This is a genomic window from Nitrobacter vulgaris (genome assembly GCF_031453995.1).
GTDB lineage: Bacteria > Pseudomonadota > Alphaproteobacteria > Rhizobiales > Xanthobacteraceae > Nitrobacter > Nitrobacter vulgaris.
The window spans coordinates 1-24517 of the sequence record NZ_JAVDPZ010000031.1 but is presented as its reverse complement, the minus strand read 5'-3'; the positions used below and the strand labels follow the sequence as shown (position 1 = coordinate 24517).

The 24517-nt window shown below is 59.9% G+C and carries 18 protein-coding genes, 1 tRNA gene and 1 pseudogene; 9 read left to right on the top strand and 11 right to left on the bottom strand.

Annotation, left to right across the window (positions count from 1 at the left end; genetic code table 11):
• Window positions 1-11 precede the first annotated feature (11 nt).
• From GGQ85_RS16200 to GGQ85_RS16160, 9 genes are all read left to right on the top strand, one after another.
• Window positions 12-1970 carry an ABCB family ABC transporter ATP-binding protein/permease gene (locus GGQ85_RS16200; RefSeq protein WP_079446276.1) on the top strand — a complete coding sequence of 653 codons (1959 nt, stop codon included), beginning with the start codon at window positions 12-14 and terminating at the stop codon, window positions 1968-1970.
• Between the two features lie 118 nt (window positions 1971-2088).
• Entirely contained in the window at window positions 2089-2835 is a 747-nt protein-coding gene (locus GGQ85_RS16195; protein WP_079446277.1) for a phosphatidylserine decarboxylase, read from the top strand.
• 58 nt (window positions 2836-2893) lie between these two features.
• Window positions 2894-3805: a CDP-diacylglycerol--serine O-phosphatidyltransferase gene (gene pssA, locus GGQ85_RS16190; RefSeq protein WP_244553442.1), complete on the top strand. Its 912-nt coding sequence runs from the start codon at window positions 2894-2896 to the stop codon at window positions 3803-3805.
• 427 nt (window positions 3806-4232) lie between these two features.
• Window positions 4233-5006, top strand: a complete 774-nt coding sequence (locus GGQ85_RS16185; RefSeq protein ID WP_079446278.1) for a motility protein A — start codon at window positions 4233-4235, stop codon at window positions 5004-5006.
• 114 nt (window positions 5007-5120) lie between these two features.
• On the top strand, window positions 5121-5951 hold the full coding sequence (locus GGQ85_RS16180) for a flagellar motor protein MotB (RefSeq protein ID WP_309775376.1): 831 nt from the start codon (window positions 5121-5123) through the stop codon (window positions 5949-5951).
• A 148-nt stretch (window positions 5952-6099) separates the two neighbouring features.
• A complete protein-coding gene (locus GGQ85_RS16175; protein WP_079446280.1) occupies window positions 6100-8004 on the top strand; it encodes a potassium transporter Kup in 1905 nt (634 codons plus the stop codon).
• 122 nt (window positions 8005-8126) lie between these two features.
• Complete coding sequence (locus GGQ85_RS16170; protein ID WP_309775375.1) at window positions 8127-8462, top strand: rhodanese-like domain-containing protein; 336 nt, start codon at window positions 8127-8129, stop codon at window positions 8460-8462.
• Window positions 8463-8468: 6 nt separating this feature from the next.
• On the top strand, window positions 8469-9632 hold the full coding sequence (locus GGQ85_RS16165; RefSeq protein ID WP_309775374.1) for an aminotransferase: 1164 nt from the start codon (window positions 8469-8471) through the stop codon (window positions 9630-9632).
• Window positions 9633-9645: 13 nt separating this feature from the next.
• Entirely contained in the window at window positions 9646-10761 is a 1116-nt protein-coding gene (locus GGQ85_RS16160; RefSeq protein ID WP_087881130.1) for a polyamine ABC transporter substrate-binding protein, read from the top strand.
• Between the two features lie 49 nt (window positions 10762-10810).
• On the opposite strand, the gene GGQ85_RS16155 is transcribed toward GGQ85_RS16160, so the two are convergent.
• The 11 genes and pseudogenes from GGQ85_RS16155 to GGQ85_RS16105 form a co-directional block, all read right to left on the bottom strand.
• Complete coding sequence (locus tag GGQ85_RS16155) at window positions 10811-11743, bottom strand: lipid A biosynthesis lauroyl acyltransferase (protein ID WP_309775373.1); 933 nt, start codon at window positions 11741-11743, stop codon at window positions 10811-10813.
• 12 nt (window positions 11744-11755) lie between these two features.
• Window positions 11756-13036 carry a beta-ketoacyl-ACP synthase gene (locus GGQ85_RS16150; protein ID WP_309775372.1) on the bottom strand — a complete coding sequence of 427 codons (1281 nt, stop codon included), beginning with the start codon at window positions 13034-13036 and terminating at the stop codon, window positions 11756-11758.
• 65 nt (window positions 13037-13101) lie between these two features.
• Window positions 13102-13347, bottom strand: a pseudogene (locus GGQ85_RS16145) (beta-ketoacyl synthase N-terminal-like domain-containing protein); the annotation flags it as partial.
• Window positions 13348-13375: 28 nt separating this feature from the next.
• Window positions 13376-14581, bottom strand: coding sequence for a beta-ketoacyl-ACP synthase (locus GGQ85_RS16140; protein ID WP_309775371.1), 1206 nt, complete (start codon window positions 14579-14581; stop codon window positions 13376-13378).
• Window positions 14574-15047, bottom strand: a complete 474-nt coding sequence (locus tag GGQ85_RS16135) for a 3-hydroxyacyl-ACP dehydratase FabZ family protein (protein ID WP_079446285.1) — start codon at window positions 15045-15047, stop codon at window positions 14574-14576. Before GGQ85_RS16135 ends, GGQ85_RS16140 begins: the two co-directional genes overlap by 8 nt.
• Window positions 15048-15057: 10 nt before the next feature.
• Window positions 15058-15339 (bottom strand): acyl carrier protein, encoded by a 282-nt coding sequence (locus GGQ85_RS16130; RefSeq protein ID WP_011510017.1) that lies wholly within the window; start codon window positions 15337-15339, stop codon window positions 15058-15060.
• Window positions 15340-15528: 189 nt separating this feature from the next.
• Complete coding sequence (locus GGQ85_RS16125; protein WP_309775370.1) at window positions 15529-15873, bottom strand: hypothetical protein; 345 nt, start codon at window positions 15871-15873, stop codon at window positions 15529-15531.
• A 223-nt stretch (window positions 15874-16096) separates the two neighbouring features.
• Window positions 16097-17857, bottom strand: a complete 1761-nt coding sequence (locus tag GGQ85_RS16120) for an ATP-binding protein (RefSeq protein ID WP_079446305.1) — start codon at window positions 17855-17857, stop codon at window positions 16097-16099.
• Window positions 17858-18200: 343 nt separating this feature from the next.
• Window positions 18201-18274 (bottom strand) — tRNA-Gln (locus GGQ85_RS16115).
• Between the two features lie 1691 nt (window positions 18275-19965).
• Entirely contained in the window at window positions 19966-23097 is a 3132-nt protein-coding gene (locus tag GGQ85_RS16110; RefSeq protein WP_309775369.1) for a multidrug efflux RND transporter permease subunit, read from the bottom strand.
• Window position 23098: 1 nt separating this feature from the next.
• A complete protein-coding gene (locus tag GGQ85_RS16105; RefSeq protein ID WP_309775368.1) occupies window positions 23099-24247 on the bottom strand; it encodes an efflux RND transporter periplasmic adaptor subunit in 1149 nt (382 codons plus the stop codon).
• Window positions 24248-24517 lie beyond the last annotated feature (270 nt).

The following is a 24517-nucleotide window of genomic DNA, read 5'->3' as shown; positions in this document are numbered from 1 at the left end:
AGGCCTAAGCGATGCCTGAGGCGGCTTTCCATCAGGCAACCGTGCCGGCGAAACCTTCAGCGGACCCCACCCGGAACGCGACCCTCGGCAGGGCGCTCTTGCATCTGTGGCCCTATATGTGGCCCGGAGACCGCGCCGACCTGAAGATGCGCGTGGTATGGTCGTTGGCGCTGTTGCTTGCGGCAAAAGTCGCGACCCTGGTCGTTCCTTTCACGTTCAAATGGGCGGTCGATGCGTTGAACGGCGCAGGGAGTGCGCCCGTGCAGCCCGAAAACTGGGCGATGTGGCTGATCGTGTCGCCGCTCGCGATGACGCTGGCTTACGGCTCCGTCCGTGTGCTGATGGCGCTGCTAACCCAATGGCGCGACGGCATCTTTGCCAAGGTCGCGATGCACGCGGTGCGCAGGCTGGCTTATCGGACGTTCGTCCACATGCACGAGCTGTCGCTGCGGTTTCATCTCGAACGCAAGACCGGCGGGTTGACGCGCGTGCTCGAGCGGGGTCGCAACGGCATCGAAGAGATGGTGCGGCTCGTCATCCTTCAGCTTGTTCCGACGGCGGTCGAAGTCGGATTGCTCACGGGCGTACTGCTTTGGCAATTCGACTGGCGCTACGTTCTGGTGACGCTGGTGACTGTCATGGTCTACATGGCCTTCACCTACAAGGCGACGCAATGGCGTATCGAAATCCGCCGCCGGATGAACGACTCCGACTCCGATGCCAACACCAAGGCGATCGATTCGCTTTTGAACTACGAGACGGTAAAGTATTTCAGCGCCGAGACGCGTGAAGCAAAGCGCTATGACCGGTCGATGGAGCACTTCGAGACGGCAAGCGTGCAGACCTATACGTCGCTGGCGGTTCTGAACGCGGGGCAGGCGGTGATCTACACGGCCGGGCTGACGGCCGTCATGATTATGTGCGCGCTTGGCGTGCGCAATGGCACTCATACGGTGGGCGATTTCGTCATGGTCAATGCCATGATGATTCAGCTTTACCAGCCGCTCAACCTGATGGGTATGGTCTATCGCGAGATCAAGCAGGCGATCATCGATATCGAAAAGATGTTCGCTGTGCTGACCCGCCGTGCGGAGGTGCAGGATCGTACGGGTGCGCAACCGCTACGCATCGAGCGGGGGTCGGTGAGGTTTGAGGATGTGCGGTTTGCCTACGATCCGGACCGCCCGATTCTCAAGGGTTTGACGTTCGATGTACCTGCGGGAAAAACGGTGGCCATCGTAGGGCCTTCGGGAGCTGGAAAATCGACGCTGTCGCGGTTGCTGTTCCGCCTTTACGACGTTTCTGGCGGCCGTATCCTGATCGACGGTCAGGATATCCGCGACGTTACGCAGGAGTCCTTGCGCGCGGCGATCGGGATGGTGCCGCAGGACACCGTGCTGTTCAACGATACCATCCGCTACAACATCCGCTATGGCCGCTGGGACGCGTCGGACGAGGAGGTCGAGGCTGCCGCCAGAACGGCGCAAATCGACGACTTCATCAGGATGTCGCCTAAAGGCTATGAGACCGAGGTCGGCGAGCGCGGACTAAAATTGTCCGGCGGCGAGAAGCAGCGCGTGGCGATCGCGCGCACGGTGCTGAAGGCGCCCCCCATCCTCGTATTGGACGAGGCGACGTCGGCGCTCGATAGCCACACCGAGCACGAAATCCAGGAGGCTCTCGAACGAGTCTCGCGCAACCGGACTTCGCTGGTGATCGCGCACCGGCTCTCCACCATTGTGGGCGCCGACGAGATCATCGTGCTTGATCGGGGGCGAATTGCCGAGCGGGGAACCCATGTCGAGCTTCTAGCAGCGGAGGGTCTTTACGCGAGCATGTGGAATAGGCAACGTGAGGCCGAGGAGGCGCGGGAGAGGCTTGCGCTGATCGGCGAGGACGAGGGCACCCCGAATCGCGCCCCACCTCCTGTGGACGATCCCCTGGTGGCGCCAACCGCCGCGGCGGGGTAGAATAGGTCCAAGGTGACCCTCCCGAATCAGGCATCGGACCAAACGGTGCTGATCGAGGGTCGATCGTGTTTTCATAAGTCACCTTCACCTCAGGTTCATTCCATATCATTAGGTGCTCATGCCCATAGATCGACAGACTCTCCTATCCATCGCGAAATCCGTTCGCTCCAGCGCCAGATCCGTGCGAGCGCAGATTTCGCCAATTCATCCGAAGGGGTATCCCTTCGTCGGTGGCTTTGCATTGGCCACCATCATCTTGTTCTGGATCTGGAGCCCGCTGGGCTGGATCGGAACGCTGCTGACAATTTGGTGTGCGCTTTTCTTCCGCAATCCCGCCCGTGTGACGCCAATCCGAGAGGGCCTTGTCGTCTCGCCCGCGGACGGACGAATCTCGATGATCGCTTCGGTTGTACCGCCCGCCGAACTCGAGCTGGGCGAGATGCCGCTGCAGCGCATTTCGATTTTCATGAGCGTGTTCAATTGCCACGTTAATCGCAGTCCGGTCGCGGGGCGGATCGAACGGATTGCCTATCGCCCGGGCAAATTCATCAATGCCGAACTCGACAAAGCGAGTGAGGACAACGAGCGCAACGCACTCGTGATCTCAACGCCGAATAACGGGCCGGTGGGCGTGATCCAGATTGCGGGGCTGGTTGCGCGCCGTATCGTCTCTTTCGTGCATGAGGGACAGACGGTCGAAGCGGGCGAACGCTTCGGGCTGATCCGGTTCGGCTCGCGGCTGGACGTCTTTCTGCCGGAGGGGACGCAATTGTTGGTGTCCGAAGGCCAGACCGCGGTCGCCGGCGAGACGGTGTTGGCGGATTTCCAGCAAACAGACGGCAGTCGGACCTTTCGAACCAGTTGACCATTGAGTACCTTGCCGGGGTGCCTAGCGGATGGCAGCCCCGGCAAGGCCTTCCTATATGGGGGACGTGCACACGTCATACGACCCGAAATCATCCGAGATGCGCCGCCGCCGGTTTCGTCCGATCCCGGTACGGATGCTGGTGCCAAATTTCATCACGCTGCTTGCGATTTGCGCGGGACTAACGGCGATCCGGCTCTCGACCGAGGGACGGATGGAGCTTGCGGTCGCGGCCATCGTATTCGCGGCCGTGCTCGACGGGCTCGACGGACGGGTGGCTCGGATGATCAAGGGCCAGTCGAAGTTCGGCGCCGAACTCGACAGTCTCGCCGACTTCGTCAATTTCGGTGTAGCGCCCGGCCTGATCCTCTACTTCTGGCAGTTGCACGATCTCAGCAATGTTGGCTGGATCGCAGCGATGATATTTGCGATCAGCGGCGGCCTGCGGCTCGCCCGCTTCAATGCGACGATGAATGATCCGAACAAACCGGCCTTCGCTGCGAATTTCTTCACCGGCGTTCCTGCGCCGGCGGGTGCGATCGCGGTGCTTCTGCCGATCTATCTTTCGTTTCTCGGCATACCGCAGCCCCCCGCTGTATTAACGGCGTTTTACACGTTGCTAATAGCGATCCTCATGGTGTCGCGGCTGCCGGTCTTTTCCGGCAAGGCGGTCGGGATGCGCGTGCAGCCGGAGCTCGTGCTGCCGGTATTCGTGTCGGTGGTATTCTTCATCGCGCTCTTGATCAGTTACCCTTGGGTTGTCCTCTCCTTCGGCTCCATTATTTTTCTGTTGACCCTTCCGATCGGTTGGAAATCCTATCGTGATCAGGATCTCAAGGCGGCCGTGCAGGAAACGTTTCCCGATGCGCCGTTATCTGCGGGAGCAGCCTCGCCATCCGCCGAGGCTGGCTCGCCCACCATTCCGGTCCGGCAGCGCAAGCCAGACAACCGGTCTTCCCGTCCGCATTGAGAAACCCTGCAGAAAGCAGCCGGGCAGCCGGACCATTGTGCGCTTGAGCGGAAATATTCAGTGATCGTTGGTCGCCGGCGGCGACCGGGCAATCTATCCATCGAAGATGGGATGCGGGGGCTTTAGCGCGTTTTTCTTCACGCGAACCGGTGTCCATCCTCGGGTCAAGCCCCAGGACATGCTTCGCTCGAAAACACTATAGGTCCCCAGCGCTATTCCCCGACCGGCTGCGCGGCCACCGCACAAGACACCACGGCATCGTTGATCTCTTGTCTAGAGCTGCTGTGGTCCGACGTTAACACATTGGCAACAGTTACCTTTCCGGTAACGGGTCTTTAATGGCGCAAAAGCTAGGGTGTCCAGGCGTGACTCAGAACGGTTCGCGCCGCCGTCCAGGATGGTCGGTCGAGTACGCGTGGGGTTCATCATGGATATCATGACCGGTGCCGGACTTGCCTTCGGCATGCTCGTAGTCGCCATGATGATCTTCATGGGTGGCGATCTGCACATGTTCGTCAGCGAACATGCGATGATCATCATTTTCGGCGGTTCGATCGCTGCGACGATGATCCGCTTCCCGCTCGGTGCGATTCTGCACGGCCTGCCGCTCGGCGCCAAGTTCGCCTTCACCATGAGCAGGCTGTCGGCGCGCGACCTTGTCGATGAGCTGGCGCGGATTGCGGAGATCGCCCGCAAGCAGGGACCGGTAGGTCTGGAGAAAGTCGAGACCAACGAGCCGTTCCTCGCCAAGGGAATCCGCTTCGTCGCCGACGGCTACGACCTCGAATTCATCCGCGACAATCTCGAGCGCGACCGCGACAATTTTCTCATGCACCTCGATGAGGGAAGCAAGATCTACCGCGCAATCGGCGATTGCGCGCCGGCGTTCGGCATGATCGGCACTCTGATCGGCATGGTGCAGATGTTCGCCAACATGACCGATCCTTCCAAGCTGGGGCCGTTCATGGCGACCGCGCTGCTCGCGACGCTTTACGGCGCGCTCGTCGCCAACCTGTTCTGCCTGCCGATCGCGGACAAGCTCCACGGCAAGCTGCTGGACGAGGAAACCAATCGTACCTTGATCATAGACGGCATCCTGATGATCCGGGATTCGAAGAGCCCGGCGCTGGTGCGCGAAATGCTGCTGGCCTATTTGCCGGAAAAGCATCGCCACGAAGAAGGCGAGCCGGTTCCAGCCTAGGCGTTTTCAAGAATGGATACCGGTTCGCGTGAAGACAACGCGTCAGATCAAAAATCATAGAGCCACGCTTCTGATTCTTTCAGAAGCGGAAAGGCTCTAGTCGGGAAACCAGCGATGGCCAAAAAGAAGCGCGGCGATGCGCATGGCGGAGGGCACGGCTGGTTCGTCACGTTCGCGGATCTGATGGGCCTTATGATGAGCTTCTTTGTGATGCTTGTCGCATTCTCCACGATGGATAATCAAAAGCTCAAGATCGTCGCGGGCTCGATGCGCGATGCCTTCGGCTCCCAGACCCAGGTGCGATATTCCGGCATCATCGAATCGGATGGGCTGCCGACGCGGCCCAAGCTGAAGAACGCCGCGCGCGTCCCGCCGGAGGAAACCTCCACGACCCCGACCCCCGATGAACAGGAGCGTTCCAAGACTGCCGGCGCTCGCCTCAAGACGGATCGCGAGTTCGCGCTTGCGTCCGCGTCGCTGCGACAGGCGCTGCAGGATATGCCGGAACTGACAGAGCTCTCCAAACACATTATGTTCGAGGAAACCAAGGAAGGCCTCAACCTGGAAATCGTTGACCAGGATGGCCGGTCCATGTTCGCGGAGGGTTCAAAACAACCTTACGAGCGGACGCGGATGCTGATCAGTAAGCTTGCGGCTCCGCTCGCGGCGACGCCGTTTCGGATCTCAGTTACCGGCCATACGGCTGCGAACTTCATCGCAATGCGCAGCGATTATGACGGCTTTGACCTGTCGGCGGACCGCGCCAACGTTGTTCGTCAGATCCTTGAGCGGGAAGGGCTACCTCCGAGTCATATCTTCGCAGTATCGGGCAAGTCGGACAGCATGCCTTTGTTTCCGGACGATCCGTCACTGGCGGCAAATCGGCGCGTGACCATTACCTTGATGCGCGAGCCTCCTCCGTTGCCACCGAATTTGAAACCCTGATTTGCCGCGAGTATTATGTTACCGGACGAAGTTGTCGGCCGCCGGGCAGGTTGGTGGCGGACTGTCAATGTTATTCGATGATTGACGGACCGGTGCTTGTGCGCGATAGCCCGGATCAAAACCATCATCAGAGCGTTGGCACGATACCATGGCCGTTAGCGATCCAATTGCCGGAGCCAAAGGCGAAGCTCCGGCGAAGACGAGCGGCCTTTGGGCGTTAACGCTCGGAAGCATCGGCGTGGTCTTCGGCGATATCGGAACGTCGCCCTTGTACGCTTTCCGGGAGGCTGTCGATCACGCCGCGCAACAGGGCGTGGTGACACCTGCGATCGTGCTCGGTGTGCTGTCGCTGATCCTGTGGTCGCTCTTTATCGTCGTGACTGCGAAATACGTTCTCCTGCTGCTGCGTGCCGACAACAATGGGGAGGGCGGAACGCTGTCGCTGATGGCACTCGGGCAGCGAGCGCTGGGGCGGCGGAGTTTGCTTCTGCTGGCGCTCGGCGTGGTCGGCGCCTCAATGTTCATCGGCGATTCCATGATTACGCCGGCGATCTCGGTGTTGTCCGCTGTCGAAGGATTAAAACTCGCCGCGCCGGGACTTGAGGATTACGTCGTTCCACTGACAGTGGTGATTCTGATTATGCTGTTCGCGGTGCAGAGCCACGGCACCGCGCGGGTTGCTTCGGCGTTTGCTCCGGTGATGGCGCTGTGGTTCGTGACGATTGCAGTCCTCGGCGTTCTGCACATTCACGAGGATCCGAATGTGCTGTTGGCGGTGAATCCTTGGTACGCCATTCACTTCCTGCTTAATCATGGTGTGCTCGGCCTCGTCATCATGGGCCTGGTCTTTCTGTCGGTCACGGGCGGCGAGGCGTTGTACGCCGATCTCGGCCACTTCGGCCGCAAACCAATTCAGGTGGCCTGGTTCTGTCTGGTGTTGCCATCGCTGCTGCTGAACTATTTCGGACAGGGGGCGCTGGTCCTCGCCCATCCCGACGCCATCGACAACACCTTCTACCGTCTGGCACCCGCGCCGTTGATCCTGCCGCTTGTCATTCTGGCGACCGCCGCCACGGTGATCGCCAGTCAGGCAGTCATTACAGGCGCCTATTCGCTGATCCGTCAGGCGGTGCAGCTCGGCCTGCTGCCGCGCTTCGAGGTGCGCTACACATCCGAGGCCCATGCCGGTCAGATTTATCTGCCGCGCGTCAACATGCTGTTGCTGATCGGTGTGCTGATGTTGGTGCTGTTATTCCGCACCTCCAGTGGCCTCGCGTCCGCCTACGGGATCGCCGTATCCACCACGATGGTCGCTGACGGCATCATGGGCTTTGTCGTCGTCCGGAAGCTTTGGAATTGGCATGCAGCGACCGCGGTCGCATTGGTCGTCCCGCTTGTCATTGTCGACGTGATGTTTTTCAGCGCCAATCTGCTCAAGCTGTTTGATGGGGCATGGGTGCCGCTTTTGTTCGGCATCGCCATGGTGGTGCTGATATGGACATGGCGCCGCGGCGTGGCGATTCTCATCAAAAAAACCAGGCGTATTGAGGTGCCGCTTCAGGATCTCATTCAAAGCCTTGAAAAGCGGCCGCCGCACATCGTCAAGGGTACAGCGGTGTTTCTGACCAGCGATCCCAATTTCGTGCCCACTGCGCTTCTACACAATTTGAAGCACAACAAGGTTCTTCACGAACACAACGTCATCCTGACGATCGAAACCGCGCAAACGCCCCGCGTCGATCCCACCGAGCGCGTGCGCATGGAAAACATCAGCGAAAAGTTCTCGATCGTCACCCTCCGCTTCGGCTTCATGGAATCGCCGAATGTTCCGAAAGCTTTGGTGATCGCGCGCAAGCTTGGCTGGCAGTTCGATATCATGTCGACTTCGTTTTTTGTCTCGCGCCGGTCGCTGAAGGCTTCCGCGCACTCGGGAATGCCTGCCTGGCAGGATCGGCTATTCATCGCGCTGAGCCGGTCGGCCAACGATGCGATCGATTATTTCCAGATTCCGACCGGACGCGTTGTCGAGGTGGGAACGCAGGTCATCATTTAGACAAGTCATCATTTAGAGTCTGGCGGCGCTTGATTTTATGGGCGCAAGGGGCGACCTTGCGCGGCCGGAAAGCGGACGAGCGGCGGGCGAACGCCCAATGCAAAAGCGCAAGGGAGAGTGCGTTGGCGGATCAGAATTTTGTAGTTCACGATTTGTCGCCGGAAGAGGTATCGAAAGGCATTGCCGATGGCCGCTACCTGCTGGTCGACGTGCGCGAGCCGAACGAGGTCGCGGCGGAGGCCTTTCCGAACGCGGCCGTTGTCGCTCTGTCGGCCTTTGATCCTGCGGCGATTCCCGACCCGCAAGGCAAGCAGGTCGTGTTTGCCTGCCGCTCCGGCAAGCGCTCGGTGACTGCTTCGCTGGCGGCGCAGGAGGGAGGCCTTGCTTACGACAAGCATCTCGCTGGCGGGATTCTTGGATGGAAGGCGGCAGGATTGCCGACGCGGCTTGGCGGCTGAGAGTTGATGCTCTCGATGAACAAGGTCTTCGCCGACCTGCCGGTTACCATTTTCGAGACCATGTCGCAGCTTGCGCGTGATAACGATGCCATCAATCTCGGGCAGGGTTTCCCCGACGATCCGGGTCCGGAGGATATCCGGCGCGCGGCGGCAGACGCCGTTCTCGACGGCTACAATCAATATCCATCGATGATGGGAATTCCGGAGTTGCGGCAGGCGATTGCCGCTCACTACCACCATTGGCATGGCCTCTCGGTCGATTCGGCGACCGAGGTTATGGTTACCTCTGGCGGCACGGAAGCGTTGACCAGCGCCATTCTTGCCATGGTCGAGCCTGGCGACGAGGTCATCGTTTTCCAGCCGGTCTACGACTCCTATCTCCCGATCATCAGGCAGGCCGGCGGCATTCCGCGCCTGGTTCGTCTGGAGCCGCCGCACTGGCGGATCACGGAAGATGCGCTGCGCGGCGCTTTCACGCGCAAGACCAAGGCGGTGCTTTTCAACAATCCGCTCAATCCGGCCGCGGTGGTCTATCCGCGCGAGGATCTGGAGCTGCTGGCGCGGTTTTGCCAGGAGTTCGATGTGGTCGCGATCTGCGATGAAGTCTGGGAGCACGTCGTTTTCGATGGCCGCGAGCATCTTCCGCTGATCACCATTCCCGGTATGCGCGAACGCACCATCAAGATTGGCTCGGCCGGGAAGATATTTTCGCTCACCGGCTGGAAGATCGGCTTCGTCTGCGCCGCGCCGCCGCTGCTGCGGGTCACCGCGAAGGTGCATCAGTTTCTCACCTTCACGACGGCACCCAATCTTCAGGCTGCGGTTGCCTACGGCCTCACCAGGCCCGACGATTTCTTTTTCGAGATGCGCCGCGAGCTGATGCGACGCCGGGACCGTCTGACTCGTGGTCTTGAAGACATTGGATTTCCCGTACTGCCCTCACAGGGAACCTATTTTTTGACGGTGGACCTTGCGCCGCTCGGCCTCAATGAAACCGATCAGGCTTTCTGCAGGCGTATCGTGACGGACTATAAGGTCGCGGCGATCCCGGTTTCCGCGTTTTATGAACGGGATGCGATCACCTCGGTCGTGCGTTTCTGTTTCGCAAAGAAGGATGCCACGCTCGACAGCGCGCTGGAGCGCTTGTCCGACGCGATGCATGCTCTTTAGGACGATGCAAGCGATGATTCAAAATCGATACACATGGATTTCTGTTGTCGCCGCGTTCGCGCTGGGCCTGGGCGTGTTGTCGACACCGCGCGCCGATGCCGCCGCGCGAGTCGTCAATTTCTACAATTGGTCGAACTACATCGCGCCGGGTGTGCTCGAGGCCTTTACTAAGGAAACCGGAATCGAGGTGGTCTACGACACCTTCGACGCCAATGAGACGCTCGAAACGCGGCTCCTTGCCGGCAAGTCGGGATATGATGTCGTGGTGCCAACGGCATACTTCCTACAGCGTCAGATCGGCGCGAATACCTTTCGGAAATTGGACAAGTCGAAGCTGCCGAATCTGGCCTCCGCTTGGCCGGAGGTGGCGAAGAAGCTCGCAGTGTACGATCCCGACAATCGGTATGCCGCGAACTACATGTGGGGTACGACCGGCATCGGCTACAACGTCAAAGCGGTGCAGCGCATTCTTGGACCCGACGGCAAGATCGATAGTTGGAATATCATCTTCGATCCGAACAAGCTCGCAAAGTTCAAGGACTGCGGCATTCAGATGCTCGATTCCGCGGATGATATCTTGCCTGCGGCGCTCAACTTTCTGGGCCTCGATCCGAATTCGACAAAAAAGAACGATCTCGAACAGGCGGCGGCTCTCGTTAGTAAGATCAAGCCCTATGTCCGAAAATTTCATTCCTCGGAGTATTTGAACGGCCTTGCCACTGGCGAGATCTGCCTGGTCGTCGGTTGGTCCGGCGATATCAAGCAGGCCCGAAGCCGCGCGGCGGAGAGCCATAACGGTGTCGAGATCGGCTATGCGATTCCGAAAGAAGGCGCGCAGATGTTCTTCGACAATCTGGCCATTCCCATGGATGCCAAGAACGTCGCTGAAGCCTATGAATTGATCAATTATCTCTATCGGCCTGACGTCGCGGCGAAGAATTCCGACTTCCTGTCTTACGCCAATGGCAATTTGGCCAGCCAGAAGCTTATCGATCCGAAAATCTTCAATGATAAAACGATCTATCCGGACAAGGCCGTGATGAAACGGCTGTTCGTCATCACTTCGCGCGATCCTGCAACGCAACGTTCGATCAACAGACTCTGGACGCGCGCAAAGACAGGGTGGTAGCAGGACACTTTCTTGCGGCTAACCGGATTCCACCTAGCCGGAAAATGCTCTAGCGCCAGCGGCGGTGCAGCCACAGCCATTGATCGGGGTATTCGCGGATCCAGCCTTCGATCACCGAGGTGATGACCTGCATCGTTCCCTGCACGTCGATCTGCCCGTTTGCATCCCGCGCCGGTGTAATCTCGTCCGACAATTCGGCACGGAAGCGATGGCCCGGCAGGCGGATGATCCGCACGCCATGGATCGGGCATTCGATCTGCCGTAAGAGACGCGCCAGCGTGGGATTAGCCTTGGTCTTTCGCCCGAAGAACGTGACGTCGACGCCGTTGGTGAAATACTGGTCTACCAGCATGGCGACGTGCTGACCGTTTTGCAGCGCTTGCGCTAATTTGAACGGAGCCTCGCGACCTGCCGGGATCAGCGTCCCCATATTGACGGAACGCAATTGTTCGATTGCGCGATCGGCCGATGCGATGTTCGGCCGGCGATACAAAATTGCCGCATTGAGCCCATGCGCGACGGCGGCGACCGCAGGCAGCTCCCAGTTGCCGAGGTGGCTTGCGAAAATCAGCGCCGGCTTGCCGTCGTCGCGTAGTCGCTCAAATAGCTTTTTGCTCTTTGGCTCGATTTCGACGCGGCCGTTTCCAAGGCGGTCAGGATCAAGATCCCAGACGTGATCGAGATGAGCGAACTCCGCGCCGATCCGGCCAAGGTTGTCCCATACCCCGGTCAGAATCCTCTCGATTTCGTCTGATGACTTTTCGGGAAAGGCCGCGGTGAGGTTAGCGCGACCGATCTTCTGTTCGCGCAGAATCGGTCCGATCTTCTGCGTGATCCGGCCGAACAGATTTGCGGTTTTGATCGGATCGAAATAGCGCGTCGCTCGCAACAATCCGATCGTCAATGCGCCGATAGCGGCTCCACTCACGGGTTTGACCACGTCGCGTAGTCGGGCGCGGGTTCGAAGGAGGAGGGGGGGCATCAGAACTGGCCGTCACACCGGTTCGCGCGCCAGGATTAGCGACGCGTTCTGACCACCGAATCCGAACGAGTTCGACATCACGGTGGTAATGCGCGCATCGCGAGCTGTATTGGGAACGACATCGAACGGGATCGCCGGGTCCGGTACGTCATAGTTGATGGTCGGCGGTATGCGTTGGTGCTCGAGCGTCAGGAGCGAAAACACCGCCTCGACGGCCCCCGCCGCCGAGAGGGTATGACCGACCATGGATTTGTTTGACGATACCGGGATCTGCCTGGCGCGCTCGCCGAAAACGCTTGAGATGCCGAGATATTCCATCTTGTCGTTTTCGGGCGTGCCGGTGCCGTGTGCATTGATGTAATCGATCTGCTCGGTGGTCACGCCGGCGTCTGCCAGCGCGTTGCGAACGCATCCGATGATCGGTTTGCCGTCGGGGCTCGAGCGCGTGCGGTGGAAGGAATCGGCGAGCTCGCCGCATCCCGCCACGATGCCGAGGATTCTCGCGCCTCGGGCAGTCGCCGCCTCGAAGCTTTCGAGTACCAGCGCGCCCGCGCCCTCGGCCATCACGAAGCCGTCGCGGTTCTTGGAAAACGGCCTTACCGCGGCCTGCGGAGGATCGTTCTGGGTCGACAGCGCCGACAGCAGCGAGAAGCGGATCAGCGCTTCGGGATTGACCGAGCCATCGGTCGCGACGCACAGCGCTGCCTCGGCCTCGCCGCGGCGGATCGCTTCGACCCCGAGTTGAATTGCAGTTGCTCCCGATGCGCAAGCCGTCGAGAGCGAGATGGGCGAGCCCTTGGTGCCGAAGGTGTCGGCGAGATGATCGGCAACGGAGCCGAACAGGAAGCGGCGGTGATACCGCTTGAACGCGCCGCCGCCGCTGACCCGCAGTATTTGATCGTAGTCGATCTCGGTATCCGAGCCGATGAGGCGGCCGAGTTCGTGACGCTGCGGCCATTCGAGTTCGACCGGGGCGACCGCGAGAAACAGCGGGCCCGGAAAATCGCCGGCGCTGCCGATATCAGCCTGGGCGATGGCTTCTTCGGTCGCGATATCCGCAAGCCGTTCCGAGAGATCGGTCGACGTGAACGGCTCGACCGGGACGAAATCGATGGTCCCCGCCATCGTGGTTCTCAGGCCGTCGGTCGGAAAACGTGTGATTGTCCTGATGCCGGATTCACCCGCGCAAAGTCTGGCCCAGTTGTCGGTTTTGCCGGAGCCGAGAGACGTCACGACGCCCATACCCGTGACGACGACGACGGGCCTGCCGGATTTGTCGCGCATTGCGGTCATGGTTTCCCCGTCGAATCCTTAAGTCGGCTCAGCTGATCGCCTCGACCAGCGCCATGCCTTCGCCGCGCCAGTGTCCGGCTCCGATCCGAGAGATCGGTCGACGTGAACGGCTCGACCGGGACGAAATCGATGGTCCCCGCCATCGTGGTTCTCAGGCCGTCGGTCGGAAAACGTGTGATTGTCCTGATGCCGGATTCACCCGCGCAAAGTCTGGCCCAGTTGTCGGTTTTGCCGGAGCCGAGAGACGTCACGACGCCCATACCCGTGACGACGACGACGGGCCTGCCGGATTTGTCGCGCATTGCGGTCATGGTTTCCCCGTCGAATCCTTAAGTCGGCTCAGCTGATCGCCTCGACCAGCGCCATGCCTTCGCCGCGCCAGTGTCCGGCTCCGATCACGACAATCTGGGTCGGCGGCCTGGACATATCAATCTCCTCGCCCGATGGATGGGCAGGTGCGAACAACGCGCCGCGCGACAGCGATAGCGCGGCGATGGCGAGACCCAGCGGAAACTGCGCTTCCATGGTGTGACCGAACATTGTTCCGGTCGCGCGGACCGGGATGTCCGGATGAGCACGGAGGAACGCACGCTCTTCCGAGGTGACCGGCTCGGCGCCGGTGGCGCCCGTGATGATCGCGGTGGCATTCGTGCGGCCGCCAAGTTTCGACCACAGCGATTCCAACGTTGATGCGGTGTCGCCGGAGCTTTTGCGCCGTGAATGATCGGCGACGACATTGGTTAGGCGCGCAAACGGCTTGGCGCCGCGGGCCTCGGCATGGGGGCGGGATTCAATCACCAGAAAAGCGCCGCCTGATCCGAGCGCGAAACCGCTGTTGTGCTCGCGCGCCCATACCGGCGCGTATTCGTTTTTCAGGTTGAAGTCGCCGAACTCGTAGAGGAGCAGCATATCCTTGCGCTCGCCGTTATGGGCGGCGCCGACCAGAACGATGTCGCTTTGACCGGCTGCAATTCGTGCGAGCGCGATGCGCACCGCATCGACGCCGGCAGCCTCTTCGCCCATAAATGTGCGCGACGAGCCGGTAACGCCGTGCACGATGGCGATGTTGCCGGCGAGAAGGTTGGACAACTGCGCCAGGAAGAGTGTCGGCCGGAGGTCGCTCATCAGCCGTTCATTGAGATAGCCGGGCGCGAAGTTGCCCTTCGTTTCCGCGTTCAAAATTCCGGCGTCGACGACAAGGTCACGCTCGCCGCCGCCTGCGGCGACGATCATGTCCATCCGCGCCAGTATATCCGTGTTGCCTTTGACGCCGGCGGAATCGAGCGCCAGTCCCGCCGCGTACGTTCCGATGCGCTGCCAGGCTTCCATCTGGCGCTGGTCACCCTTTTTCGGAATCTGAGTATCGAAATTGACCGGAGCCAGCGGATGAACGACGTAGGGTGCGAAGCTCTTCTCGTCGGCATTGATACGCCGATGACTCAACGCCTCCCAATGAGCATCAAGGCCTTCGCCGAGCGAGGTGGCGAGTCCGATGCCGGTTATCCAGGTTTCGATCGGTGCTGAAGGCGGTGCTGTCTCAGCCATGAGCAAACATCTGTTGCGGAAACCCGATGCGTTTGGCCATGGTCTCCATGTAGCCACGCAAGTCGTCATTGGGAAAAGGCACCTGACGGAACGTCAGCGTCGCATTGCATTTCGGCTTTCCGCCGACGCTGACTTTCGCACTGGTGATGGTGAAACCGGAGCCTTCGTGAATGACGGCGGCCTCGATCGTCAACAATTCGCCAGGTGTAACGAACGTCCTCATCTTGGCTTCCTTAACCGCGGCCAGAAAGGGCATTCGCTCGAATTTGGTCAGCGCGATCAACAGCCAGCCGGAGGCTTGCGCCATCGACTCGATCAGAAGCACGCCGGGCATCAGAGGGTGTCCCGGAAAATGTCCCTCGAAGATGGTGCTTTCCCGGGGAACCTGCGCTTCGACGGTTATCGATCGCTCTTCCGTCCTTAGGTCGGTGATGCGATCGATCAAATGGAAATATTCGAGGTGCATGACCGCGTGATTACGCGCCCTTGGCGGCGACCAACTCGTCGATGCGCGCGCTGAGGTTTTTCAGGACGAAGTATTGTTCGGTAGTCGCCTTACCGTCGTTGACTTCCTGGGTCCATTTCTCCAACGGGAGCTTGATTCCGAAAGCCTTGTCGATCGCAAAAGCAATATCGAGGAAGTCCAGGCTGTCGATCCCCAAATCATCAATGGCATGGCTCTCGGGCGTAATCGTATCGCGTGGGATGTCGCAGGTTTCCGCAATAATGGTGGCGACCCGATCGAATGTGGAAGACATCGCTAAGCCTTTGATACATTGAAGAGTAGGTACGCCACATAGGCGTACGACGCCGACGCCGTCCCCGCAAGGTCCGGTCCTTCGTGCCGAGCCCATATATCGGAGCGCTGTCCCGAGTTCAATGGTGGCGGGCATTGGATGAAGCCGTATTCCATAGCCGAATCAGTATGTTTTCTATCGTTGCCGTGTCTACGGTGGGGGTGTTGAGATGTGTGCACAACCCCGGAGCCCCATCTGGGCGCAATCCTGAATGTTGCGCAGATCGGCGATGTTCTTGGCCAACCACAGTCCGATGGCGATCAAGGCAATCGTGAAAGCCATTGCGGCCGCGTTTGCCAGCATCCGCTGGCTGAAGTCGTCGGGTTGGTCGCGAGAAGGTCGACGCGGCGACGCATCGTCAGCCTTGTCTGGCGAGCGGGCATCTGCGGCATTCCCCGCCGGGGGGCGGTGCCTCGGCAATCCCGCACGCCCACGCGGCCGGAACTGGAGCACCACGTGCTCTTCCTCCGACACCTTGGGCCGCTGTTTTCTCATCGGTGCTTGGTCCACAAGCTCCTATACATTTATCACGTCGCGCCCGATCCTGACACAGAAAGTCGTCTTGGCCGCGGCTGAAAATCAAGGAACCAGACGCTCCCGCTGTCGCGTTGTAGCCGCTGGCTGCTCCTGTTTGGGCAACCTCCCATCAGAAAAAGCCCGTCGTTCGGGTGCATGTTGGTGACGGCGTCGCGAAGAGGCGGCGATGTCGCTACACGTTCTATCGCAACGGCCTTTTCAGTAACGAGAAGCGGTCGGGATCGAGGCTAAGAGACGGCTGCAGCATCGGCGCGTCCAGCGGGCGTAACGCGGGTCGTTCCATGGGCGCCATGGGGGCGGGATCATGGGGCGCATCGCGATGCGAGGTCGCGCCGCGCCAGCGCTCCAGAACGGCATCCACGAACTGCATATCCTGGCCGCGACTGGCCGACGGCACCGTCGAGATCTTGGCTTCGCTGCGGGGCAACTGGTGCGCCGGGACTTCTTTGAAGCGCAGCCGGGTGGGAAGCGCGACGCCTTCGCCGAAAGCCAGCACCTCGCGGGTTCCGAGCGACGGCACGAACGAGAGCAGGTTAGCAGCCGCATCCGAGACCGCCGAACGCAAGAGCGACTGGTCGCGGTCGTTGGCAAGACGCATCGTGAATAGCGTGTTGCACTGGGAAATGATGGTGGCGTCGAGTTCGGCCGGGCGCTGCGTGACCAGACCAAGATAAACGCCGTATTTGCGGCCTTCCTTGGCGATACGGGAGATCGCCTTGCGCGTGGGGCCGAAGCCGATACTTCGGTCGGCCGACGCATAGCGGTGCGCTTCCTCGCAAACGAACAGCAGCGGCGAGACGCCGTCGCTCCATAGACCGAAGTCAAACGCCATGCGGCAGAGAACCGACACCACGGAGTCGACAACCTCGGCGGGAAAGCCGGCAAGCTGCATGATCGTCATTTGCTTGCCGTTGGCAGGCAGACGGAACAGCAGGCTGACAACCTCGGCCATGGTGTCGCCGCCGACGTTGGCGTTATCGAACATGAAGGCGTAGCGGGGATCGTTGCGCACGGTTTCGATGCGTGAGATCAGCTTGTGGTAGACGATACGCGACGAGCGGTTTTCCAGTCTGCCCATGCGCTCGTCGATCAGCGACATCATGTCGACCAGTCGATAAGGCACCGGCGTGTCGGCCGTGAAGCCGACGCTCTTGGGATCGATACGTTTGAGGCTGGCACGATCTGCGTGCTGATATTGCGTATAGATTCCCTTCGCAATCGGGATCACCTCCGCAAGGACATCGAGCTCCTCCGGCACGCCGGGTCGGCCTCCAAACAGAACGTCGACGATTTCCTCGAAGTTGAACAGCCAGAACGGCAATTTCAGATTGCGCGGGTTCAGCACGAGGGCGTGATCGCCGAAACAGCGGCCGTACTCATTGTGTACGTCGAGCAGGAAGATGCGGAGATCGGGGCGCGATCTCACGATCTCGTTGATGAGCAGCGAAACGCCGCTCGACTTGCCGACGCCGGTCGAGCCAAGTACGGCGAAGTGCTTGCTGAGCATTTCTTCGACGTCGACAAAGGCTTTGACGGATTGATCTTGCTGCAACGTACCGACATCGATCTGATCCGCTCCGTTGGGCGCGTAAATGGTCCGGAGCTCCTGATTGGTGATCAGGTCCGCTAGATCATCGATCGCCGGATAGTTGGTGACGCCGCGCTGGAAACGCGGGCGGGGACCGGAGCTGTCAAGGATTTCGCCAAGCAGATCGACCGAGGCGCTTGCCATGAACTCATCAGAGGGCAGATTCTCGCAGGAGACCTCCGTAATCATCGCAACGATCGTGGAGGTCATGCTGCGCAGGCTGACGAACCGGCCGACGGTCGCGCGGGTCGCTGCCGGCGACATGCGGCCGGTCCTCAAAATACCCACGCGCGCCTGTGATCCCCGTACGGAAATGACACGTCCGAAGGAGCTTGCGGTAGTCGAATGAAGCATTTTTCTGATCACATTTCTTGTGTCGTGTGCTGCTGCAGCTTCAATGCTCGCACGGGTTATTGCAAAAATCTGTTAAGCCGAAGGTATCGATCACGTCCCTAGATCTGCCATGCGCGGCGACTGTCTCAATTGGGCGCAACCTGTTTTTCTTCTTGCTGTTTTTATTGCAAAATTCGGCAGTGAGGGCGGCAGGCGGCGCCCTGGGGCTTAAAGATTCGTTTACCTGAAGGCGGTGCCGATAGAATTCCAGGGAGCGCGGGCACATCCTAGCCGCGCGGATCGATCTGTGCCGCTCGGAGCCATCGCGCCCCGACGAACGCGATTCAATCCTGGTTGGGGTAACTGGCTGGGGAACTAGGATTCGAACCTAGACAAACAGAGTCAGAGTCTGTTGTGCTACCGTTACACCATTCCCCAATTAAGCGATTGTTTTAACTTTCTTTTTTCGGAAAGTTTTGCAATGTCGCTCAAAAGTTTTGTAAGCCCGGCTATTTGCTCGCGTGATATAGCCGCCTCAATGTTCGTGGTCTAGCCCATAGGGCGGAAAGAGACGCCACTCTTACCACAGCACGAGAGGGGTAGGGACACCCTTAAGATGGGCTCTCTATTTACGATTAATTACAGCCGTTTCTGACCGTCAGCAGCGACCTTCATCTGATCGCGGAAGTGTATGTAGTGCTCGACGTTCTGCCGTGACATGCCGATGTCGTTGGCGATCTGGTCGACCTCGTAGCCTTGCTCGGCGCGCGCCAGATGCCGGTGCTACGCAGGCCGTGAATCGTCGGAGGGGCGTCGTCGTCGGGGTCAGGCGTGTATGGCGGACCCTTCGGCGAGTATAGGTAGAGATCATCCCGAAAGCGCTCGATCGGCTTTAGCCAGCGCGTGTTCGTGAATCCTCGCGAGGACGGTCGAGCCGATCGGGGCGCACCGCCATTTCATCGACTCGCAAATGTCACGATTTCGGGGCCATCATGTCGACATCGTATTGCAGGTATGCCGATTTTGCACTGCACAGGAATTCGAACTCCTGTTATGCGTTTGCCGGCTTTAGCGGAAAGGCGACGAGATCCCAGCTCTTCTTCTAGAGGCTATCACGTGCCTGTGATCGCCCGCCTTCGGACTGGTAACAGACAGTCAAGGTTAGCTGGTAAAATAAAGGCCGCTATGGAGCGCACATGCTAATTACGAATGACAACAATTTTCCGAAGAGACTGAACAACAGCCCGGCCGGTTGGGCTATGGCATGCGCGGTCGTCGTACTGATGGCCAGCCTCGTGTATCTCACGAACGGGCGCAGCGGCCATGCGATGCCTCAGTGGCAAGAGCAGCATGCCGCGGTTCACTTTCAGCTGCACAGATGAGCTTGAGCCGCACGGCCCTTTCGGGCGCTGACGGCTCTCTTTCTCTACCAAACTCTTTGCGGCAGCATATCGCTCGTTCCCGGCTTGGCGTATTTGATATTCTCGCCGCCGCCCTTCGCTAACGCATCACGCGTCACACGCCTGCACCTAGCGGCTGGAGCTTGACTGTCTGACAGACATCAAGACAGACGCGTACAGGGAAATTATGCATCCACCGCTCCGGAGAAATCCGCGGGCGGTTTTTTGTTGGGACAACATAGTGAACGCTGATTTATCGAAACTCGATCACCCAAATAACACCGCGCAAGGGGATGGGGTCTGCCGATCTTTGGTCAAGCTTTGGCGGGATAGAGTGTTTATTTTCGTCCAAAGGGTAACTTGATGTCAAAGCGCGTAACCAAGGCTAAACCTTGCAGAGATCGAGAAAAGCTCGGAATCTTACGGGTCAAGGATCATCGTAAAATCGAAGAACGTCTTCTCAGATTGCTTGATCGATACGGGGCATCGCCAGAGACGGATAAGCGTTGGCTGGATATTGGACGATCCTGCATTGAACAGGGGTTCATGGCGATAAACCGGGCTGTTTTCGAGCAAAAGCGAACTGAGTTACCGGAAGACTGAGCGGCCGATCTTAAGACTAGGAATGTGGGGTCTCGATCCGGCAAGGCCAACTCTCGGCAAGTGGGCGGCCCGGAGCCGGAATGGATTTCGGTCGGCCGGCACGGGGTTGCGGCCATGGCCCGCGCGCTATTCGGCCGCTTCCTTGATCGAGTTGTGGCTCGACAGGTTACGACCGCCACGGCTCCAGCGGGACAGCCAGTTGGAGAACTGGTCAAGATAGAGATAGACGACCGGCGTGGTGAAAAGCGTCAACGCCTGACTGACCAGAAGCCCGCCGACCATCGCATAACCGAGCGGCTGACGAATCTCCGATCCAGCTCCGGTGCCCAACATCAGCGGCACGCCGCCGAGCATCGCGGCCATGGTCGTCATCATGATGGGCCGGAAGCGGAGCAGGGCGGCCTTGCGGATGGACTCTTCCGGTGACAAATGCTCCTCGCGCTCGGCCGCGATCGCGAAGTCAACCATCATGATGCCGTTTTTCTTGACGATGCCGATCAGCAGGATGATCCCGATCAGTGCGATCAGGCTGAAGTCGTAGCCGAACAGCATCAGCGTCGCGAGCGCGCCGACACCCGCCGACGGCAGCGTCGACAGGATCGTGATCGGATGGATGTAGCTTTCGTAGAGAATGCCAAGGATCAAATATACGACGATGAGCGCGGCCAGGATGAGCAGCGGAACGGTGCCGAGCGACTGCTGAAACGCCTGCGCGGTGCCCTGGAAGCTGCCGTTGAGGGTGGCGGGCGTACCGAGTTCTTGCATTGCATTCTGTATCGCGTCGGTTGCTTGTCCCAGCGCCACGCCTTGCGCGAGGTTGAAGCTGATGGTGATGGCGGGGAACTGGCCCTGATGGCTGATCGACAGTGGCCGCACTGGCACCGTCGTCCACTTGGCGAAAACCGCCAGCGGGACCTGTTCGCCGGTGAGCGGCGACTTGACGTAGATCTTGTCCAGCGTGTCGACCTTGCCCTGCAAGTCGGGAAGGATTTCGAGAATCACGCGATAGGTGTTGAGCTGCGTGAAGTATTGCGCGACCTGCCGCTGTCCGAAGGCGTCGTAGAGCGTATCGTCGATGAGCTGCGGCGTGACGCCGTAGCGGGACGCCGCGTCGCGGTCGATTGTGAGCGTTAGCGTGGTGCCGTTGGTCTGTTGGTCGGTGGCGACATCGCGCAGCTGCGGCAGCGTCTGCAGCTTCTTCAGAACCTTCGGCGCCCAGGTATTCAGCTCGTCGAGATCGGCGTCCTGAAGCGTATATTCGAATTGGGTGCGGGTCGCGCGGCCGCCGAGCCGGACGTCCTGCGAGGCCTGAAGAAACTGTCGCGCGCCTTCCACCTGCTCGAGCTTCGGCCGTAGCCGCTCGATCACTTGCTGCGCCGACGCATCGCGCTCCTCCCGCGGCTTCAGCGTGACGTACATGCGGCCGTTGTTGAGTGCGCTGCCGCCGCCGCCGATGAACATGGCGATGCTGTGCACGGCCGGATCGGCCAACACGATCCCGCCGAGCTCCTCCTGCTTTTTCTTCATTTCCGCGAACGAGATGTCCTGCGCGGCCTCGGAGGTGCCGAGGATCATGCCGTTGTCCTGCTGCGGGAAAAACCCCTTCGGGATGATCACGAACAGGTAGATCGAGAGGCCGAGCGTCACGAAGAACACGAGAAGCGTGGTGCGTCGCCAGCGCAGCACGAGATCGAGACCGCGGCGATAGGCGTTGAGCAGCGCATCGAAACCGCGCTCGCTGAGTTGGTAGAGCCGACCGTGCTTCACGCTGTCATGACTGCGCAGGAAACGCGACGCCATCATTGGGGTCAGCGTCAGCGATACGACGAGCGACACGAAAATCGCCATTGCCAGCGTCACCGCGAACTCACGGAACAGCCGCCCGATGATGCCGCCCATCAGCAGCAGCGGAATCAGCACGGCAATCAGCGAAATGCTGATCGACATGATGGTGAAGCCGATCTCGCCCGCGCCTTTCAACGCCGCCGCCATCGGCTTTTCGCCCTGTTCGATATAGCGGCTGATGTTTTCCAGCACGACGATAGCGTCGTCGACGACAAAGCCGACCGAGATCGTCAGCGCCATCAGCGACAGGTTGTCGAGCGAATAGCCAAATGGCCACATCAGGGCGCATGCGCCGAGCAGCGCCAGCGGAACGGTGACGCTCGGGATGATGGTCGCCCAGAAGTTGCGCAAGAAAAGGAAGATCACCATGATGACGAGGCAGATGGTGATGAGCAGGGTGATCTGAACGTCTTCGATTGCGGCGCGAATGGTGGTGGTGCGGTCGCTGATGATCTTGATCTTGATCGCAGGCGGGATCGCCGCGATCAGTCTGGGCAACTCCGCTTTGATCCTGTCGACGGTGTCGATGACGTTGGCGCCCGGTTGTTTGAAAATGATGAGGAATACGCCGCGCTTGCCGTTCGCCCACGCCGCCTGCTTGTTGTCCTCGGGGCCTGTCACCGCCCGGCCGATGTCGCGCACGCGCAGCGGCGCTCCATTGCGATAGGCGATGATCACGTCGTTCCAATCCTTCGACGCGGTCAGCTGATCGTTGGCATAGATGGTGTAGCTGCGCGTTCCGCCGTCGATGCTGCCTTTGGGGGCGTTGACAGTCGTCAGGGTGATCTGGCTGCGGATATCCTCGAGCGACAGGCCCTTGGCCACGAGCTTCGCCGGATCGATCTGGATACGGATCGCCGGTTTCTGCTGGCCGCCAACGAAGACCTGCGCGACGCCGGAAATCTGGCTGATCTGCTGCGCCATCTGGGCGTCTGTGTCGTCGCTCACCGTCGTCAGGGGCAGGGTGTCGGATGTTGCCGACAGCAACATGATGGGCGAGTCGGCGGGATTGACCTTGCGGTAGGTCGGCGGACTCGGAAGGTTCTTCGGCAACTGGCCGCTGGCGGCGTTGATTGCGCCCTGAATGTCGTTGGCCGCGCCGTCGATGTTGCGGTTGAGATCGAACTGGATTGTGATCGACGTCGACCCGATCGAACTGGTCGATGTCATCTGCGCGATGCCGGGAATCTGCGCCATTTGCCGCTCGAGCGGCTGCGCCACCGACGACGCCATGGTTTCGGGGCTTGCGCCGGGCAGGTTCGCCTGGACCTGGATCGTGGGGAAATCGACCTGCGGCAACGGCGCGACCGGAAGCAGCGGGAAGGCTACCAGACCGACAAACAGAATGCCCGCCATCAGCAACGATGTTCCGATGGGATAGCGAATAAACAGCGCAGAAATGCTGTCGTTCATCCTAGTCGCCCGATGACTCGGAGCTCGCGATTGTCGCCGTCACGACCGATCCTGGTTGAACCCGATACTGTCCGGCGACAATAACACGCTCTCCTGGAGCGAGCCCTTTTTTGATGATGGTTTCGCCATCGATCGACTTGCCAACCTTGATCTTGCGAAACTCAGCTTTGTTGTCTTCCTTGACCACGTAAGCATAAAGTCCGTCGGTTCCATGCTTGACCGCGTCATCGGGAGCCACGACGGCATCCTTCGTCGTGGACACTAGCAGACGGGTCGAGACCGATTGCCCAGGCCACAGGATATGATCCTTGTTCTCGAAAACCGCCTTGAGGCGGATAGTCCCGCTCGCGGTGTCGACCTGATTGTTAATTAGCGTCAGCGTTCCCTCGGAAAGCATCCTCTTGCCGTCGGGTGAGTACGCGACCGTCTTCGGCGAACCGGCCGCGATGGCATCCTTGATTTGCGGCAGTTGATCTTCCGGCGCGGTAAAAATCACGGCGATCGGCTCGATCTGCGCGATGGTGACGATGCCGGTCTGGGTTGAGGCATTGACGATGTTGCCCCGATCGACAAGACGGAAACCGGTGACGCCCGCAATCGGCGCACGGATGCCGGTGTAGTCAAGTTGGGTCTGTGCATTGGCAATCGCGGCTTCGTCCGCAGCGATCTGTGCGTTGAGCTGCTGCACCACCGAACGCTGAGTGTCGGTCTGCTTCCGCGTCGCGAATTCGCCGAGCTTGGTATAGCGCTGCAGGTCGAGTTCGGCGTTGGCCAGATTGGCTTCATCTTGCGCTTTCTTGGCCTTGGCCTGGTCGAGCGCGGCCCGGTACGGCCGCGGATCGACCAGGGCGAGCAGGTCGTTCTTTTCGACCAGCTCGCCCTCCTTGAAGGCGATCCGGTCGATCTGACCATCGACACGCGTGCGGACCACGACGGTGTTGAATCCCTGCACGGTTCCAAGTCCGGTCAGATAGATCGGGAAATCACCTTTGCGTACGGTTGCGATCCTGACCGGAACCGGCGGAACCTGTGCAGCGTTTCTGGTAGGCTCGTTGTGCTTTCCCGTACCGTGGTGCCACAGCGCGTAGCCGCCCATCACAGCGATCACCGCGACGAGGGACGTCCAACCGACAATTCGCGACCGGGACATGATGCTCGCGCCTTGGAAATTAGAGGCTTTCAAAAAATACTCGCGCCGCCGTGGTATATCCGTGCGTATTGCGTGTAAACACACCATCCCTTGAAGTTCTAAGCAATCTGAAAGCTTTGGACGCTGTCGACCCACGCGGGGCGCGCCGATCTTGAAGGCGGTGGCGCCCGTGTTCCGTCTTTTTTCTGATAGCGGAGCATGGTAGGAGTGCCCGTACACGCAGCCTGTTTTTCGATCTGGACGGCGCTACAGAGCCTTGTCGAACGCTTT

Coding starts and splice junctions, on each gene's coding strand:
- GGQ85_RS16120 (WP_079446305.1), bottom strand. CDS start 17,857: ATGCTTCATTCGACTACCGCAAGCTCCTTCGGACGTGTCATTTCCGTA.
- GGQ85_RS16155 (WP_309775373.1), bottom strand. CDS start 11,743: ATGCCCCCCCTCCTCCTTCGAACCCGCGCCCGACTACGCGACGTGGTC.
- GGQ85_RS16200 (WP_079446276.1), top strand. CDS start 12: ATGCCTGAGGCGGCTTTCCATCAGGCAACCGTGCCGGCGAAACCTTCA.
- GGQ85_RS16165 (WP_309775374.1), top strand. CDS start 8,469: ATGCTCTCGATGAACAAGGTCTTCGCCGACCTGCCGGTTACCATTTTC.
- GGQ85_RS16180 (WP_309775376.1), top strand. CDS start 5,121: ATGGCCAAAAAGAAGCGCGGCGATGCGCATGGCGGAGGGCACGGCTGG.
- GGQ85_RS16160 (WP_087881130.1), top strand. CDS start 9,646: ATGATTCAAAATCGATACACATGGATTTCTGTTGTCGCCGCGTTCGCG.
- GGQ85_RS16195 (WP_079446277.1), top strand. CDS start 2,089: ATGCCCATAGATCGACAGACTCTCCTATCCATCGCGAAATCCGTTCGC.
- GGQ85_RS16135 (WP_079446285.1), bottom strand. CDS start 15,047: ATGCACCTCGAATATTTCCATTTGATCGATCGCATCACCGACCTAAGG.
- GGQ85_RS16175 (WP_079446280.1), top strand. CDS start 6,100: ATGGCCGTTAGCGATCCAATTGCCGGAGCCAAAGGCGAAGCTCCGGCG.
- GGQ85_RS16110 (WP_309775369.1), bottom strand. CDS start 23,097: ATGAACGACAGCATTTCTGCGCTGTTTATTCGCTATCCCATCGGAACA.
- GGQ85_RS16140 (WP_309775371.1), bottom strand. CDS start 14,581: ATGGCTGAGACAGCACCGCCTTCAGCACCGATCGAAACCTGGATAACC.
- GGQ85_RS16130 (WP_011510017.1), bottom strand. CDS start 15,339: ATGTCTTCCACATTCGATCGGGTCGCCACCATTATTGCGGAAACCTGC.
- GGQ85_RS16125 (WP_309775370.1), bottom strand. CDS start 15,873: ATGAGAAAACAGCGGCCCAAGGTGTCGGAGGAAGAGCACGTGGTGCTC.
- GGQ85_RS16150 (WP_309775372.1), bottom strand. CDS start 13,036: ATGACCGCAATGCGCGACAAATCCGGCAGGCCCGTCGTCGTCGTCACG.
- pssA (WP_244553442.1), top strand. CDS start 2,894: ATGGGGGACGTGCACACGTCATACGACCCGAAATCATCCGAGATGCGC.
- GGQ85_RS16105 (WP_309775368.1), bottom strand. CDS start 24,247: ATGTCCCGGTCGCGAATTGTCGGTTGGACGTCCCTCGTCGCGGTGATC.
- GGQ85_RS16185 (WP_079446278.1), top strand. CDS start 4,233: ATGGATATCATGACCGGTGCCGGACTTGCCTTCGGCATGCTCGTAGTC.